The sequence below is a fragment of the Mesorhizobium sp. M1A.F.Ca.IN.022.07.1.1 genome (assembly GCF_003997575.1).
Lineage (GTDB): Bacteria > Pseudomonadota > Alphaproteobacteria > Rhizobiales > Rhizobiaceae > Mesorhizobium.
The window spans coordinates 1-14,952 of the sequence record NZ_RZST01000128.1 but is presented as its reverse complement, the minus strand read 5'-3'; the positions used below and the strand labels follow the sequence as shown (position 1 = coordinate 14,952).

At 59.4% G+C, this 14,952-nt stretch carries 15 protein-coding genes and 1 pseudogene; 10 read left to right on the top strand and 6 right to left on the bottom strand.

The features are described from left to right. A pseudogene (locus tag EOA75_RS16230) lies at positions 1 to 110 on the top strand (IS5/IS1182 family transposase); the annotation flags it as partial. A gap of 13 nt (positions 111 to 123) precedes the next feature. Here EOA75_RS16230 and EOA75_RS16225 read toward each other — a convergent pair. After that, a complete protein-coding gene (locus EOA75_RS16225; protein WP_067000066.1) occupies positions 124 to 369 on the bottom strand; it encodes a hypothetical protein in 246 nt (81 codons plus the stop codon). Between the two features lie 93 nt (positions 370 to 462). Continuing rightward, positions 463 to 765 (bottom strand): hypothetical protein, encoded by a 303-nt coding sequence (locus EOA75_RS16220; RefSeq protein ID WP_127324650.1) that lies wholly within the window; start codon positions 763 to 765, stop codon positions 463 to 465. Positions 766 to 970: 205 nt separating this feature from the next. On the opposite strand from EOA75_RS16220, the gene EOA75_RS16215 reads away from it, so the two are divergent. The 8 genes from EOA75_RS16215 to EOA75_RS16180 all read left to right on the top strand — a co-directional run bounded on the left by EOA75_RS16215 (position 971) and on the right by EOA75_RS16180 (position 10,548). Continuing rightward, positions 971 to 2,128 carry a helix-turn-helix domain-containing protein gene (locus EOA75_RS16215; RefSeq protein WP_245466648.1) on the top strand — a complete coding sequence of 386 codons (1,158 nt, stop codon included), beginning with the start codon at positions 971 to 973 and terminating at the stop codon, positions 2,126 to 2,128. Between the two features lie 646 nt (positions 2,129 to 2,774). Then, a complete protein-coding gene (locus tag EOA75_RS16210; protein WP_067325352.1) occupies positions 2,775 to 3,389 on the top strand; it encodes a DNA ligase in 615 nt (204 codons plus the stop codon). 376 nt (positions 3,390 to 3,765) lie between these two features. Beyond that, positions 3,766 to 5,415 (top strand): EAL domain-containing protein, encoded by a 1,650-nt coding sequence (locus tag EOA75_RS16205; protein ID WP_127214241.1) that lies wholly within the window; start codon positions 3,766 to 3,768, stop codon positions 5,413 to 5,415. A 155-nt stretch (positions 5,416 to 5,570) separates the two neighbouring features. Beyond that, a complete protein-coding gene (locus EOA75_RS16200) occupies positions 5,571 to 6,092 on the top strand; it encodes a ubiquinone biosynthesis methyltransferase UbiE (RefSeq protein WP_095829875.1) in 522 nt (173 codons plus the stop codon). Next, on the top strand, positions 6,089 to 7,267 hold the full coding sequence (locus tag EOA75_RS16195; RefSeq protein ID WP_127214214.1) for a class I SAM-dependent methyltransferase: 1,179 nt from the start codon (positions 6,089 to 6,091) through the stop codon (positions 7,265 to 7,267). The genes EOA75_RS16200 and EOA75_RS16195 overlap by 4 nt, the downstream gene beginning before the upstream one ends. Next, the gene (locus EOA75_RS16190) at positions 7,264 to 9,630 is read left to right on the top strand and encodes a SpoIIE family protein phosphatase (protein ID WP_127324649.1); all 2,367 of its coding nucleotides are present in this window, start codon (positions 7,264 to 7,266) and stop codon (positions 9,628 to 9,630) included. Before EOA75_RS16195 ends, EOA75_RS16190 begins: the two co-directional genes overlap by 4 nt. A gap of 1 nt (position 9,631) precedes the next feature. Beyond that, entirely contained in the window at positions 9,632 to 10,192 is a 561-nt protein-coding gene (locus EOA75_RS16185; RefSeq protein ID WP_170950193.1) for an ATP-binding protein, read from the top strand. Positions 10,193 to 10,209: 17 nt separating this feature from the next. Then, positions 10,210 to 10,548, top strand: coding sequence for a hypothetical protein (locus EOA75_RS16180; protein WP_067000080.1), 339 nt, complete (start codon positions 10,210 to 10,212; stop codon positions 10,546 to 10,548). 76 nt (positions 10,549 to 10,624) lie between these two features. On the opposite strand, the gene radC is transcribed toward EOA75_RS16180, so the two are convergent. The 3 genes from radC to EOA75_RS16165 form a co-directional block, all read right to left on the bottom strand. Continuing rightward, positions 10,625 to 11,377 (bottom strand): DNA repair protein RadC, encoded by a 753-nt coding sequence (gene radC, locus EOA75_RS16175; protein WP_067000090.1) that lies wholly within the window; start codon positions 11,375 to 11,377, stop codon positions 10,625 to 10,627. Positions 11,378 to 11,540: 163 nt separating this feature from the next. Next, entirely contained in the window at positions 11,541 to 12,431 is an 891-nt protein-coding gene (locus tag EOA75_RS16170) for a DMT family transporter (protein ID WP_164747406.1), read from the bottom strand. Positions 12,432 to 12,467: 36 nt separating this feature from the next. Then, positions 12,468 to 13,040 (bottom strand): NAD(P)H-dependent oxidoreductase, encoded by a 573-nt coding sequence (locus EOA75_RS16165; protein WP_095826136.1) that lies wholly within the window; start codon positions 13,038 to 13,040, stop codon positions 12,468 to 12,470. A 95-nt stretch (positions 13,041 to 13,135) separates the two neighbouring features. Here EOA75_RS16165 and EOA75_RS16160 point away from each other — a divergent pair, with 95 nt between their 5' ends. After that, positions 13,136 to 14,065, top strand: a complete 930-nt coding sequence (locus EOA75_RS16160) for a LysR family transcriptional regulator (protein WP_127324647.1) — start codon at positions 13,136 to 13,138, stop codon at positions 14,063 to 14,065. Between the two features lie 53 nt (positions 14,066 to 14,118). On the opposite strand, the gene map is transcribed toward EOA75_RS16160, so the two are convergent. Further along, on the bottom strand, positions 14,119 to 14,946 hold the full coding sequence (gene map / locus EOA75_RS16155; RefSeq protein WP_067325367.1) for a type I methionyl aminopeptidase: 828 nt from the start codon (positions 14,944 to 14,946) through the stop codon (positions 14,119 to 14,121). Between the last annotated feature and the right edge of the window lie 6 nt (positions 14,947 to 14,952).

The following is a 14,952-nucleotide window of genomic DNA, read 5'->3' as shown; positions in this document are numbered from 1 at the left end:
GCTTCAACAAGCTCAAGCATTTCAGACGCTTCGCCACACGCTTCGATCGTCGCGCCGGCCACTTCCTCGCCTTCATCCATCTCGCCGCAGCTATGTTATGGATGCGCTGAATGTCGATTCAGCCTAGTTCATTTTAGGCGTGCGGACGGCTGCCCTGGCCTTTTGCCGGCGAGATTTGACCGCCTCCAGCAGTTCGCGTTCGCTGGTGTGAGCATTTCGAAAGATGGCCACAACCAATACCGCTAGAATTTCGGCGTCCGGGTCCAAAGGATCGAGCTGTTCATCTGCGCAGACCTGATTGAACACGCGTTCGCAAACGGCCAGATCGAGAGGGCTAAGGCAGGTGCGATTGAAACGCCGACGCAGCATTTGAGCGAACCTTTCAGCGCCCGCCGCCCGTGCTTTGCGGCGGGGCCTTGTCACCGAGGCTTGAAAAGATGTTGTCCCCAGCTTCTAGTAACGTTACTCCATGCTCGGCGATTGTGTTGTCAATAATCCCAAAATCTGTGCGCAGTCCCGAGATCTATATTGGCCGACCCGCATGAGCTGGTAATAGTCTTGCCGTTTGTTGTCGGGTATACGGAAGCCGCGTCGAAAGTCAGCCGCCTCTTTCGGGGTGCGAGTGCAGCCAAGTTTGCTGGCGCTGACTTTCAAACTCGCCAGTGAGCATCCGAGCTTCGCCGCAATGTCTTTTAATGGCTCGTTGTTGACATATCCATCAAGAATTATCTTGCGGCGAGCTTCTCCTTTGACTTTTTCATTCATTACCTGGTCTCCTCAACGTCGCTTTCACGATGTCGGAATCTATAGGCGCCGGTCTGAAGGTGTGTCGTTAGCCTCGTATCCAGAAACTTATCTCGGGATGCATTTCTTATTGTAACCCAGCGTGATCGACGATGCGGTCCACAGGCTTGCCAGATCCCGGGATACACCACATGATTGCGGGGGCATGGGCATACCGGAATCGGATATGGCACCACGCGCGATGGACGCTAAGGAGCAAGACGAGGCGCATACCGGGCCTGTACCGGAGCGCGAGCGACGGCGTTGGCCTCGCGACGTTCAACCCGACAATGAGGCGGCTCGGCCAATCGCGCCGGCACTGGAACCGCTGTCCTTTTCAACGCTCGAACTGGCAGCAGAGGATCAATTCCCCGCTTGGCAAGCGCATGTGGCACCGCTTGTCGAGGTCAGGCTGCCGGATGACAAATCGCTGGACGACGGCTTCCCCGCAGCGCACAAGGCTTGGAATCTCGGCGGCATGCTGATCGTCGAACAGCGGACGCCGGCGCACAGTTACATCCGTTCCGCCGCAAAGCTTCGGTCCAGCTCGATCGATCATTGGTATGTCGTCTTGCCACATACCGGCCGGTCGTGGACGGAGGTCAATCGCCGTGTCGCGGAGGGCCAGCCGGGCAAACTTGAGATCAGGTCGCTAGGCTACCCGTTTCGCGGGAGGATGACCGAATCCGAAAGTCTCGTTCTATATTTGCCGCGTGAGTTGTTCGCCGACGCGGCGGCAACCCTCGACGCAAACAACAACTCAATTCTTTCCGGCAATTTTGCAAACCTTTTGATCGACTATGTCGACGGCATGGTAACAAGACTGCGCAGCCTCACCGCTGACGACCTGCCTCGCATCGTACACGCAACCCGCAGCATGATCATTGCGTGCCTAGCGCCGCCGGCCGAACATGCGGCTGCGGCCGAACAACTGGCGAGTGTCGCGCTGATGGAGCGGGCCCGTCGATACGTCCAAAACAACCTGGAAGCGGCTCATCTGACGCCGGATTCAATGTGCCGGGCGCTCGGTGTTTCGCGATCTCGTCTCTACCAGCTGTTCGAACCGAGCGGTGGGGTGCTCCATTACATTCAAAGTCGCCGACTTCTAGCGGCCCATGTTGCGCTCAGCGATCCGGCGGACAGCCGGCGCATCGTTCAAATTGCGGAGGCCTTCGGGTTCAGTTCAGCGGCAAATTTCAGCCGGGCGTTCAGCAAGGAGTTCGGTTACAGCCCCCGCGAAGGGCGCAGGACGACGGTGTTGCCGCGCCCCGCCCACTCTGTTTCGCTTGGCGAGCACGAGAAGACCTCCTCGTTTGAAGGATGGCTCAAGGCACTTGGAAGCTGATCATAGCATCCGCGGCGGACGTTTCATCAGTATGCCCGGAGTGATACTGGATCCGGCGACAATCCTTGCCGGGCAAGCGATCCTTGGCTGGCGGTACCCCATTGGCAAAATCCCTGGCGAGAGATGCCGTGCCGATCGAGATATGTACGCCCGGATAAGTATCTGGATGCGCAGCTAACGACAGCGCGGCCATATTCGTAGATGTTCGCTGTGACTTAGCGGGGGCTCGGCACAGGCGGCAGGTTTCCAAGTTGGGGGGTATATCGCACCGCCTGTGCCGACCGCGCCGCCGCAAACCGTCAAAGGCGTAAGTGAGTTAGCGTGCCAAGGCCGAGGCGGCCGGTTGGTGTTCATTCCGCCGCAGAATGGCTTAGTGGGGGCTCGATGGCTTAGTGGGGGCTCGGCACAGGCGGCAGATGTCCAAGTTGGGGGACATCGGATCGCCTGTGCCGCTCGCGCTACCGCTATCCGTCGAAGGTGTGGCGTAATTGAGTAAGCGTGCCAATGGCCGGGGGGCGGCTGGCCGGTGTTCATTCCGTCGCAGAATGGCTTAGTGGGGGCAAGGCACAGGCGGCAGGTGTCCAAATGGATACCAGATCGCCGGTGCCGCTCGCGCCACCGCTATCCGGCAAAGATGGTGGCGTAGTTGAGTCAGCGTGACAAGGTCGACGACGAACGGCTGGAGTTCATTCCGCCGCAGATACCAACTCTTGTCGAGCGGCCGCCCGAAGATGAAGGGTGGGTCCACGAGGCCAAATTCGACGGCTACCGCACGCAAATCATCATTGATAAGAACGGCGCGCGTCTTTACAACAAGAACGGGCGCGACTGGACGACTAAATACTGGCCCATCGCGCTAGCTGTCGACCTGCCATGCCGGGCTGCCATTCTCGACGGCGAGGTGATTGTCTCAGGCGGGCGTGGCTCGCCCGGTTCTCCTGAGCTGGAAGCCGCGATCTGGAACGAGCCGAGCCGGCTGGTGTTCGTCGCTTTCGACATCCTCCATCTCGACGGTCGCAATCTTATCCCCTTACCCCTGCTGCAACGCAAGCAAGCGCTGTGGCGACTGGTTGAGCCTGGCCTCGGCAAGATCCAATACAGCGAGCATTTTGAGGGCGACGCGCTCGCGATCTTTCGCGCCACCGAGAAAACCGAGCTCGACGGCGTCATCTCGAAACGCGCCGATAGCCCCTACCAGAGCGGACCGTCGAAAACGTGGCTGAAAACCAAATTTTTGAGAAAGCCGATCTCGAAACACTAGGTCTGTGATCGAGCCCAGGCCGCGAATTCCGCTCTGTCCTGTGGATCGCAATATTTCGAATCACGCCGGGCGCGACGCCGATTATCTGTCGATTCGCGATTTATTAACAATGAATGAACGTCCATCGTGGAATAACCTGCCCGCCAATCACAGCGGAGGATCCATTGCAATTACAGCGCATGCACCGCTTGTTGAAATAGCGAGTTGAAAGTTTGCCAAGCTTGTTACTTATGCTATTTCTAAACTGGGGGACGCTAATTTTCACCGCCTACGGAGGTGGCTTTTGCGTTCAGAGGCATCAGGCGTCGGCACGCAGAATGAGGAGTCGTCCTCAAGCGATGGTTCACGTGCCGGCGAAGCGCTTCTCGCTAACCTGTTGGCGAATACGACCGAACTTCTATCGTTCTATGATAGCGACTTCCGCCTAACTCACTACGCCGCCAGGCTTAAACGTCTGTACGGAGGTGCGGTTGTGCCAGGCGCAGCCATTTGGGAGATCTATCCAAGCTTCCTCGATACGAGGTGCCGCGACGAATTTCTTCGGGTGTTCCAGGGCGGCTCTGCGGCAAGCATTGACCTGCCGCGATCATCGGGCGAAGCGCCCCGCTCCGTTTTCGTCTTCGGCACTGCAGATGGTGTGGGAATCATCGAATCCCGGGAGCAGGGGGAGCGCAGCGCGGCGCAGGAGCAGGAGCATATGATTCTGCTCCATCAAGCGACGCACGACGTGCTGACCGGACTGCAGAATCGGCGGCGATTCGGCGAGCGGCTGCAGCAAGCGCTGGCGGCCATCGGCGGATCTCAGCCAAAAGCCGCCCTGCTGCAAATCGATCTTGACGATTTCAAAGCGGTCAACGACACGCTCGGCCATGGGGCAGGCGACACGCTTCTGCAACTCGCGGCAGGTCGAATCCGCGACGCGCTGGAGGACGGCGAATCTGCGTACCGGTATGCCGGCGACGAGTTCGCCGTCATCCAATTGGGCAAGGAGCAGCCCGCGGAAGCCGAGCGCCTCGCAACATCGCTGGTCAACTCGTTCAAGGACCCTTTCGTCATCAACGGCATTCCCGTCTTCGTCGGTTCAAGTATCGGAATCGCTTTCGGGCCGGAGCACGGGACCGATGGCGAGCAGCTGATGAAAGCCGCAGATATTGCTCTTTACGCAGCCAAGACGGATGGTCGCGGCTGCGCTCGAACGTTCAATCGCTCGATGCTGTTGTTGCTCGAGCAACGCGAAAATCTGAGGCGCAGCCTTCGAACCGCGCTGGAGCGGGGCGAGCTTTACCTGGACTATCAGCCGCTCATCAGGCCTCCTTCGTCGGTGATTGGTTTCGAAGCGCTGCTGCGGTGGCGGCACCCCGAGATAGGAATCATTCCGCCCGGCGTGTTCATTCCGATCGCCGAAGCGGACGGTCTGATGGACGAAATTGGACGATGGGTGCTCGAGCAAGCTTGTCGCCAGGCATTGGCGTGGCCTTCCGCGCTGACAGTCGCAGTCAACCTGTCGCCGGCTCAGTTCCTAAGCGGTTCGCTGACGGACACGGTCGCTCAGATCATCGACGCAGTTGGAATCCGAGCTGAAAGGCTTGAACTCGAGATAACCGAAACGGTTCTTCTTGAGAAGACTATCGACAATATAGATACTTTGAATACGTTGAACGTCCTGGGAATACGAATCTCGCTCGACGATTTTGGAACATACTATTCATCCTTGAGCTACCTTAAGAATTTTCCGTTCGATACCTTGAAGATAGATCAATACTTCATCGCGGACCTGGAGACGGATCTGAAGAGTCAAACGATTGTGCGATCGATCATAAGTCTGGCGCACGGCCTGGGAATTAGCGTCACCGCCGAGGGGGTCGAGACGTCGGCGCAGGCACGGTGGCTGATCAAGGAAAATTGCGATTACCTGCAAGGCAATTTCATGGGACGGCCGCTCGGATCCGAGGCAACCGGCGATTTCATCAGGCGGTCGCCGCCGAACGGGCTGGTAGCGATGGAGGAATCAAATCGGGCGCGCTAGCCACTTGCACCGTTTGTAAATCGGAGGGCTGTAAAAACGATCGAGCTAGATGCCGCGCAATGCGGGACTGGCTCATCACGAGGCGGTCAAACTTCCGTCCCGGAGTTCATCGCGTCACCTGGGCTCAAATACGGATGGAATAGGAGAGGATGCGGATGGGATCTGTTCATCATGACCCGGTTGGCGAACCGACTTTTGAGCCGATGATCCAGATCGACATGGAAATCAAGACTTTTGTCTCCGCTTGGAAACACTGCGATTATGTCTCGACGTACATCGCCCGGATGATCAGTCAAAACAGATCAGACTCGGTGCGGCATTCGAATCTCTTTTCCTCTGCCTTCAACGAATTACTGGAAGTCGCCTTTCGTACCCGCCACGCCGACGGCGAACTGGCATGCAGGGTGTCTCGCTATGGCGCGACGGACAGGATCGAACTGACATTTCCCTGCATGCCGGAGGAGCGCCAATTCTACGAAGAAGCCGTTTCGCAAGTCGCGGGATTTGAGGCCAAGGAGCGATATCTCAATTCTGTGTCTGGGGATCTGGCGCCCAGCCGGGAGGTGGTACTCCTGGAACTGGCTGTCGACTACAACGCGGCACTCAGGGTCGAGGAAGCCGACGGCGATGCGATCACGCTCGTCGTGGATCTTCCGCTTGAGGGCCTGCAACATTGAGCCCTTACAACCTGCACGCGCGCTTCAAGGCGCAGTACGATGCGAACAACCAGGAGTTCTCAATATCTGGGGTGGTCCGGCCTCAGGCGATCGATGAGCTTGGGCCTAGCCTGGCATTGCTTCGCGATGCGATCGGCCGAGTACGCGGCGTTCTCTACGTCAATGTCAGGCGCTTGGCGCAGATGAACAACGCTGCATTTTACGCCTTTTCGAGAATCATCATCGATGCCTGTCGCGCTCGACCCGATCTCAAATTTGTTGTCATCACGTCGAGCGTCGTCGGATGGACCTCGCGAAAATTCGGTCGGCTGAGCGGAATCGAACCGAACATCACGGTCGAGGAGTATGACAGCGAATTCTATCCAGGGCAGGGCTTCCTCGAGGAAGGCGGGTTCGTTCCAATCCTGCGCACGCAGACAAAGATGACCTGGCGCCACGAGCGTGCAATCCTGCCGCGACATGGCATGAGACCCGGGATCGTTATGGCCGACATCTGTTGCGGGATCGGCGATTTCGCCGTGCTCGTGCAGAAAGAGTTCCAGCCGTCGCGGATTGTCGCCCTCGACCACTCCATATCAAGCCTGGACTACGCCCGACGCGTGATGCGGGAGTTCGATATCCGGGGCATCGAATATACTTATGGCGATGCCTCGGAAATGCTGCTCGACGAGGAGCAGTTCGACTTGGTCACCTGCCGACATTCGCTTCAAATCTTCAATCGACCGGAACTCATCCTCAAGGAACTCTACCGCATATGCAAGCCAGGCGGGCGGGTCTACATCACCAACGAGAAGAATTCGCATTGCCTCGGCGAGCCGCGCGCCGAAAGCATCCGTTGGACATACAATGAAGTGGCGAAGCTGTTCGCGCATTTCGAAATGGACGTCGAGCTCGGGCCCAAGAGTCGGCGATATCTGATCGAAGCCGGATTCGACGACATACGTGTCGAGACCTTCACCGTCACCAACTTGGACGGAGATCCGCAGGACTTCGCCGATGTCATTGTCGCCTGGGCCGATGTCTATGCCGGCGAGATGGCCATCAAACGCGGCGACGGGCCGGAGTTCGTTGCACGGTTCCGGCAGGGCTTCCAGGATCACATATTCGCTGCGCTACACCCCAAGGGTTATGCGGGTTGGCCGATCTGGGTCGCATCGGGGCGAAGGCCGCAATGAAAGCCGACGATCAGCCTACACCGCGCTTCGGACTGCGCTCCTTCCGGGCGAAATTCGTATTGGTCGTTGGCGGCGCCGTGCTGTTCGATCTCTTGCTGAGCGGCGGCCTGGCGCTCTGGAACGTGCAAAAGCTGTCGCGCGACGCAACGTCGGAAGTCGGTGAGGGCCTGACCACCGCAAACCAGGAATACATTCGCTCCTACGCCGATTCGACGGCGTTAAGCGTCGACCTCCTGCTCGATCGAGTTCATGGGGAGGTGAAGGCGCTGGCCGGCGTTCTGCAGGCCCAGACCGACCATCCGAGCCGGCAGCGACAGGTCGGAGCAACCCTTTCGCAGGAGGCACCCGGCTCGGTGAAGGTCGTCTATGACGCGAAGGGCGATTGGGCGCAGAACCTGCCGGGCGCGCCTTCCGTGATTAGCGTCTGGGGCTACCTGCTGGGCGCCGACCACACGCCGTTGCCGAGCGTTGAGCAGGAAATCGAAGACAGTACCGTTCTGGATCTCGTCGCGCCGACCCTTATGGCCAGCGGATCGCCAAAACTGCAGATGTACTATATTGGTCCGAAGGAACGGCCGATCTTCAGGACGGTACCGTATACGGACCAGGCACAGACCTTCGACCGGCTCTATCCAGGCCACAACAAGGCGGAGTTCTGGGAGTTCTTCTTTCCGGGGATCTATGGGTCATGGCAGCAATGGGCGAAGGATCCAGCCTCACGTCCAGTCCCCGACGATATCACTCAGACAGCGCCCTACACCGATGCGATCACGGGAAAGCTGATCGTCAGTTTTTTCCACCCGCTGTGGACGCGCGACCGTACCGGTATCGCCGGTGTAGCGGGTGCAGACATCACTCTCGATCAACTCGCGGAAGTCGTCGAGCGCGTCAAGATCGCCGAAACCGGGTTCGGCTTCCTCACGATGTCGACCGGCAATGTAGTGGCGATCAATCCATCGGGCGAGGCGATCATCGGCCTGACTTCATCCAACGATGCGGGCACGCAGGGCGTCACCGGCCTGGAGAGGTCCCTGCGGGGAAGCACGCAGCCGGCCATCGCGTCGCTGCCGCTCGACCAGAACAATGACGGTGTCATTCAGCATATCATGCTCGACAACAAGGGCGAACACGTACCCTACATAGTTGTCCTCAAAAGATTGAAGCCGACCAATCTGTGGAGCTCGGGACCGATCAAGTCTGAAACGATGTCGGTCGGAATCGTCGTTCCAGAACGCGAAATCTATGCGTCCCTGGTCGCCGCGCAAAAGAGTATTTCTCGCGCGACCAATCGTATTCTGCTCTTTCAGGTTGCCGCCATCGTCGTTTCGCTTCTGATTGTATTTGCGGCAGTGCTCGGCATCTCGAAGCGGATCACGGCCGGCCTCAGGGCGCTTGCCAGCGCCGCCCAGAGGCTACAGTCCAAAGACTATTCGGTCCGTGTTCGCGTTCCAACGCGCGACGAGGTTGAAGCGGTCGGGGTCGCCTTCAACCGCATGGCCGAGCAGATCAGCTTTCACACAGAAAACCTCGAGCAACTCGTCGACGAACGCACCAGGGAACTCGGCGACGCAAATCAGGAGATTTCCGCGCTCAACGAAAAGCTGCGGGACGAGAACGTCCGTCTCGGCGCCGAACTCGCGGTCGCCAGGCAAATCCAGATGATGGTCCTGCCGAAACCGTTCGAACTCGAAGGGATTCCGGGGCTGGAGATCGCGGCCTACATGCGGCCGGCCGACGAGGTGGGCGGGGACTACTACGACGTCCTCCAGAACGGATCACGGGTCAAGATAGGCATCGGCGACGTGACCGGTCATGGTCTCGAGAGCGGCGTGCTGATGCTGATGGTCCAATCCGTTGCACGCGCGCTGCAGGAGGCCAACGAAGGCGATCCGCATCAGTTTCTGGTTCGTCTGAACAGGGCCATCTACAAGAACATCGAGCGGACGAACACCGACAAGCATCTCTCGCTGGCCTTTCTTGACTTTGAGGACGGGCGGGTAACGCTATCCGGCCAGCACGAGGACATTCTCGTCGTGCGTGCGGATGGGGACGTCGAACGTATCGACACGCTTGATCTGGGTCTGCCCGTTGGCCTGGAGAACGACATCTCGCAGTTTGTTGACACGCGAGACATCGTGTTCGGGAGCGGCGACGTAATCGTGTTGCACACCGACGGTGTGACCGAGGCGGAAGATGAAGACAGAAGACTGTTCGGGTTCGATCGCCTCTGCAAGAGCGTGCAAAAGCGCCATGGCAGGAGCGCCGAGGACATCAAGACCGGGATCATCGAGGATTTGATGGCCCATATCGGAATCCAGAAGATCCACGACGACATCACACTCGTGATCATAAGGCATACGTAGGATGACAGCGCTGTTCGGTACGCCTGACATTGCAATCGGGATGAAGGGGAGCGTCAGTCGCGTGCGGCTGTTCGACGGACCTCTCGACTTGAGTTGGCGTCACTGCGCCACGACCTCGGACTTCATTGCCGATCTTTTCGCGTTGCGCTTTCAGTCGTCGCGCAATGACTACATGGAGGTGCGGCATAGCATCGGATATCTGGTCAACGAACTCATCGAAAACGCCGTCAAGTTCCGCGCACCAGGCGAAATCGTGGTTGAGGCGTCGATGGATTCGGAGTGCTTCAAGCTGAAGGTGTCGAATGACGTCGATGGTGAAATCGCGTCCGAGTTCCAAAGCCTGCTGGCGGACATCACGGTTGGCGACCCAAAGGACCTGCTGATACAGCGGATTGAGGCGAATGCCGCGAACCCCGACGTGGGGAGCTCCGGGCTTGGATTGCTGACGTTGATGAGCGACTATGGCGCACGTCTGGCCTGGATATTCAGCCCGGCCGATGAAAACGACCGTATTTGCCTGGAAACATATGCCTCCATTCCGATCTCGCAAACTCACAACTAGATGAAACGAAGCCAGATATGGAAATCAAGACAGACGACTACCGCGTGTGGACTGAGGGAAGCGATATCTTTTTCGACGGTGCAATGCGGCTTGCCAGTTCCGAGGCGGGTGCGCCGATCACGGCTTTGGCGACCAGTGTTCTTGCCTCAAATCCCGCTTCCATCACACTCAATTTGAAGGACCTTCACTTTCTCAACTCTTCCGGCATCAACCTGCTGGCGAAATTTACCATCGAGGTGCGCAAGCATCCCGATGTTCGACTTGTCGTGCGCGGAACGCCCGACATACCCTGGCAATCGAAATCACTGCCGAACCTGAAGAAGCTGCATCCCGCTCTGGTGCTTTTGATGAACTAACGTCAACGCGTCTCGATCGAGCCATTGCCCGCGAGGTGCCCGCCGTCGGATGATTTCCAGCTGATATTCGGGACTGTCAGATCAGCAGCAGGCCCTTCATCGAGGCATTGCCCTTGCGGCCGATGATGATGTGGTCGTGAACGGCGATGCCGAGCGGCTTGGCCGTCTCGATGATCTGCTTGGTCATGTCGATGTCGGCGCGCGAGGGCGTCGGGTCGCCGGACGGATGGTTATGCACCAGAATGATCGCGCTGGCGGAAAGTTCGAGCGCGCGCTTGACCACCTCGCGCGGATAGACAGGCGTATGGTCGACCGTGCCGGTCTGCTGCACCTCGTCGGCGATCAGCCCGTTCTTCTTGTCGAGGAAGAGAATGCGGAACTGCTCGCGGGCCTCGAAGGCCATGGCCGAGCGGCAATAATCGAGAAGCTGCGTCCAGTTCGACAGAACCTCGCGGCCGCGCACTTCGCCGCGCGCCATGCGCTGCGCCGTGGCGGCGATGACCTTGAGATCGGTCGCCACCGTCGGCCCGATGCCCTTCACTTCCTCGAGCAGGGACGCCGGCGCGCCGAGCACTTCGGCAAGCGAACCAAAGCGCGCGATCAGCGCCTTGGCGATCGGCTTGGTGTCGACGCGCGGGATCAGCCGGAAGAGAAGCAGCTCAAGCAGTTCATAGTCGGGCAGGGCGTCCGGACCGCCGGCCAAGAAGCGTTCGCGCAGACGATCACGATGGCCGTGGTAGTGCGGCTTCTCAACAGGCGCCACCTCTTTCTTCGGCGGCTCTACCCAGGCTTCAGAGAAAAACGCCCGCTCGTCCTCGACTTTTCCCATCGCCCGCCCACATCGCTGATCGAAAGAAGACCTTTGCCAGAGACTAAAGCATGATTCTGAAACGCGAAACGGTTCTCGATCATTTCAAGAAAGTAGCCGGGAGCGTTGCTGGGACATATCAAGACGCCGTGACGATGAGGGCTGCATCGCCTATTGGCGAGCGTTAAACATGGGCACCCTCGGCAGCCTGCTTCTTCACCGTTCTTGCCCCGCTGACCGAAACAGCGATGCCGAGGACGACAAGGGCGGTTCCGAGAATGTGGATCGGCGTGATGGTCTCGCCGAGAAGAAGAAACGAGAGCGCGAGTGCCGCGACCGGCAGCACGGCCATGAACACGCCAGCCTCTCCGCCGCTGGCGCGCGCGGCTCCTGAATACCAGAGCCAGAAGCCGATCACGGTGGGAAAAATGCTGATATAGACTGTCGCCAATAGGGCGGCAGGTGCTGCTGCAACGGTGCTAAGCGCGACAAGGCCGGCGGCGAGCGGCAAGGTCAGCAGCAGTGAAATGCTGCTCATCAGCGCCGCGAGATAGAGCGGCGCCAGCGGCTTGCTGATTCTCTTGTTCAGGATCGCAAACAGTGCTTCGCCGGAAACAGCGAGGACCACCAGCAGTTTACCCGCCAGCAGCTTCAGATCGAGGCCAAGACCCTTGGCAGAGGCGACATTGACAAGAAGTGCGCCTGCCGTGACAGCGCCGACCGCGATCCAGAGCTTGGCGCCAAGCCTCTCCTTCAAGGCCAACGTTGCAACGAGGGCAGCCAATACAGGCAGAAGGCCGTGGATGACGCTGGCATTGGCACTCGTCGTCAAGGTCAAGGCGAGGATCATTAGAATGCTATAGCCGGCGCTGCCCGCGGCCGCCTGAATCATCACAATCACATATTCCTTTGCCAAGAGCCGCGGCCGCGGCGTGCTTGTCAGGAAGACGAGTCCCCAGAGGATCGGCGTCGAAATCAGGAAACGGAGGGGAACGGCGAGGAAAGGGTGCATGCCGCCGGCAATGATTTTCGAGGCCGCCACGCCGGATCCGACCAGCGTCATGGCTATGGTCATGAGGGCGCATGCAATGATGCGTTGCGAATCCATGTGTCAGCCTACGGTATAGGGGGCGCGCGAACGCGCCTCCTTCAGCGCAAGAGCCCACCACTTGAGTTGGTGGAGCATGGTTTTGACAGCGCCGGAGCTGCGCTTCGGATCGAGCGGGCCCGCACCATCGGCAAAATGCTCCCACACCCCGTGAAAGCTTACTGCGTCCCGGACGGTGACGGCGTGGAGCTCGGCAAATACCTGCCGAAGATGTTCGACGGCCCTCAACCCGCCGGAAACGCCACCGTATGAAACGAAGCCGACCGGCTTGGCGTGCCACTCTTCAGTAGCCTGGTCGATAGCGTGCTTAAGATGACCGGGCATGCTGTGATTGTATTCGGGGGTGACGACAACGAAGGCGTCTGCCTTGGCGAGCTTACTCGTGAATGCCTTCATCGCCGGTGTCGGCTCCGCCAAGTGCCGGCTGGGCAGATCAATGTCTGCAACATCGATGAGGGAAAGCTCGAAATCGCCCAGTCTCTGCGCCTCCTGGGCAAACCAGTGTCCGACCTTGTCGCCATAGCGTCGTTCCCGCGTGCTGCCGATCAGCGCTGCGAGCTTGAGCCGTTCAGTCACTTCGCTCTCCTGTCTCAGGCCAGGAAACTGATGACACATCGGGACGATCGATGGGATTGCTAAAAGTTGGCGCTTTCTGATCTAATTGATCGATCATGCTCGACGCGCTCACTCTCGATCAGATGCGGATGTTCCTAACCGTGGCGGACGCGGGTAGCTTTCGCCTGGCCTCCATGCGGCTCGGTCGCGCCCAGTCGGCGGTAAGCCACGCGATTGCCAATCTGGAGACCGAACTCAAGACGGTCCTGTTCGACCGGTCGACTCGTCGGCCGACCTTGACCTCGGACGGACGGGCCCTGCTGGACGACTGTCGCTCGCTGGTTCTACGCGCCGATCTGCTGCGCGCGAAGGCGCAGGGTATGGGCAGCGGCATTGAAATCGAGCTTGCGCTGATGGTGGACACGCTTGTTCCATTGCCGGCCGTCGGCAGGGCTCTTGAAGCCCTCCACGCCACCTATCCGACGGTTGGCGTCCGGTTGCAGATAGGTACCCTTGGGGAACCGATCGATTGCCTCCTGCAAGGCACGGTCGACCTCGCGATAACGGTGGGCGAAGACCTGCGCGATCCGCGCCTGGAATTCGATTCCCTCGCGCCGCTGTCGATGGCGACGGTCGTCGGTGCTGGGCACGCTCTTGCCTTGATAGCGAAGAAAGGCCGGGTGAGTACGCCAGAGCTGGCCGATCACATCCAGATCGTGCTGATGGACGCTTCTCCTCGCTCCCATGGCCGCGACTATGGCGTGCTCTCCCAGCGCAAGTGGCGGGTGGGTAGCCAAGAGGCGAAACTGGCGTTGATCAGAGCAGGCATCGGCTGGGGGCGGCTTCCACTTTGGTTGATCGCGCAGGATCTAGTCGAAGAGCGGCTCGTGCAGCTTTCAGCCGCTGCGCTTGGTGAAAATGGGACGACGAAGAGCTGGATCTATCTTGCCCGACGGCTCGACAAACCCTTGTTGCCGGCAGCCATGTGCCTCAGGTCCGCACTTCTGACCGGAGCCGGGCTTGGTGATGTTGCCGGGCTTCGATAGCCTAAGTGGCCTTGCCAAATAGGGAATCCTGCCGATGCCGTGCCTGCGGCAGACTAATCCGGCAAGCCGGGGCGGTCGAGCTTCTTTGGCGACAGCGTGAAGATCTCGCAGCCGCTATCGGTGACGCCGATCGTATGCTCGTACTGTGCCGACAGCGAACGGTCGCGCGTCACCGCCGTCCAGCCGTCAGACAAAACCTTCACATGCGGGCGGCCGAGATTGATCATCGGCTCGACGGTGAAGATCATGCCGGGCCGCATCTCGACGCCTTCGCCGACGGTGCCGTAATGCAGGATGTTCGGCGCGTCATGGAAAAGCTGGCCGACGCCGTGGCCACAGAAGTCGCGCACCACCGAGCAGCGCTCGGCCTCGGCATAGGTTTGGATAGCGGCGCCGATCGCGCCGGTGCGAGCGCCCGGCCTGATTGCGGCGATGCCGCGCATCAGGCATTCGTAAGTCACCTCGAGCAGGCGCTCGGCGGCGCGCTTGATCGTGCCGACCGGATACATGCGCGAGGAATCGCCGTGCCAGCCGTCGAGGATGTAGGTGACGTCGATGTTGACGATGTCGCCGTCCTTGAGCGGCTTGTTGTCGGGAATGCCGTGGCAGACCACGTGATTGATCGAAGTGCAGGACGATTTGGTGTAGCCGCGATAGTTGAGCGTGGCCGGCAATGCGCCGTGATCCATGCCGAATTCGAAGACGAAACGGTCGATGGTCTCGGTGGTGACGCCGGGCTTCACCATCGACACAAGCTCGTCGAGACAGCGCGCGGTGAGATCGCAGGCCTTGCGCATGCCCGCAAACCCTTCCTCGCCATAGAGGCGGATCTGGCCGGTGTTTCTCAAGGGGGCCGTTGCGGCGTCGAGATAGGTAACCATTCTTGT

Coding starts and splice junctions, on each gene's coding strand:
- EOA75_RS16225 (WP_067000066.1), bottom strand. CDS start 369: ATGCTGCGTCGGCGTTTCAATCGCACCTGCCTTAGCCCTCTCGATCTG.
- EOA75_RS16220 (WP_127324650.1), bottom strand. CDS start 765: ATGAATGAAAAAGTCAAAGGAGAAGCTCGCCGCAAGATAATTCTTGAT.
- EOA75_RS16215 (WP_245466648.1), top strand. CDS start 971: ATGGCACCACGCGCGATGGACGCTAAGGAGCAAGACGAGGCGCATACC.
- EOA75_RS16200 (WP_095829875.1), top strand. CDS start 5,571: ATGGGATCTGTTCATCATGACCCGGTTGGCGAACCGACTTTTGAGCCG.
- EOA75_RS16190 (WP_127324649.1), top strand. CDS start 7,264: ATGAAAGCCGACGATCAGCCTACACCGCGCTTCGGACTGCGCTCCTTC.
- EOA75_RS16185 (WP_170950193.1), top strand. CDS start 9,632: ATGACAGCGCTGTTCGGTACGCCTGACATTGCAATCGGGATGAAGGGG.
- EOA75_RS16180 (WP_067000080.1), top strand. CDS start 10,210: ATGGAAATCAAGACAGACGACTACCGCGTGTGGACTGAGGGAAGCGAT.
- radC (WP_067000090.1), bottom strand. CDS start 11,377: ATGGGAAAAGTCGAGGACGAGCGGGCGTTTTTCTCTGAAGCCTGGGTA.
- EOA75_RS16170 (WP_164747406.1), bottom strand. CDS start 12,431: ATGACCATAGCCATGACGCTGGTCGGATCCGGCGTGGCGGCCTCGAAA.
- EOA75_RS16160 (WP_127324647.1), top strand. CDS start 13,136: ATGCTCGACGCGCTCACTCTCGATCAGATGCGGATGTTCCTAACCGTG.
- map (WP_067325367.1), bottom strand. CDS start 14,946: ATGGTTACCTATCTCGACGCCGCAACGGCCCCCTTGAGAAACACCGGC.